The 440-nt window shown below is 29.1% G+C and carries 1 protein-coding gene; it reads right to left on the minus strand.

All coding sequences use genetic code 11. The annotated features are described in order from the left end of the window. Positions 1–429 (minus strand): DUF4836 family protein (locus tag QWI17_RS00375; RefSeq protein ID WP_302720517.1); only part of this gene is annotated, 429 nt, incomplete at its 3' end. Positions 430–440: the final 11 nt, after the last annotated feature.

Genomic DNA, 440 nt, shown 5'->3' on the forward strand with positions numbered 1-440 from the left:
CTTAATAAAAGCTTCTTTCTTACCAAAAAAATCATTTGGATTGAATGCTTTTCCGATCTCAAAATCATAAACACTAAACAAAGCTTCGCCTTCAAAACTTTGTTCTAATTTGTTCAAATCAATTTCATATTGTTCTAAAAAAGTAGTCAAGAAATTTTGATTTTCGAACACATAACGCGTGTTGGCAGGATAAATACCAAGTCCAATATTCATGTAACTTTGTGCAGGAAAATATTTAAAAAAATCAGTATTGATTTTTGATTTCCACATCGGATGTTTTTGCAATTCAACTTTTGTAATCGCATCTGGATGAAATTTCTGTGTAAAACTAATTCCGTCCGAAGTAAATGAAATAAAATTAACCCAAGAACTTTTTGTAAAATCAAGATTTTTCTTTTCAGAACTTTCGTGTTTTGAGAAGTTTTTCAAAAAGTTTCCAG

Origin of the sequence: Gilvimarinus gilvus, assembly GCF_030518155.1 — a bacterium.
In the GTDB taxonomy this organism is placed as follows: Bacteria; Pseudomonadota; Gammaproteobacteria; order Pseudomonadales; family Cellvibrionaceae; genus Gilvimarinus; species Gilvimarinus gilvus.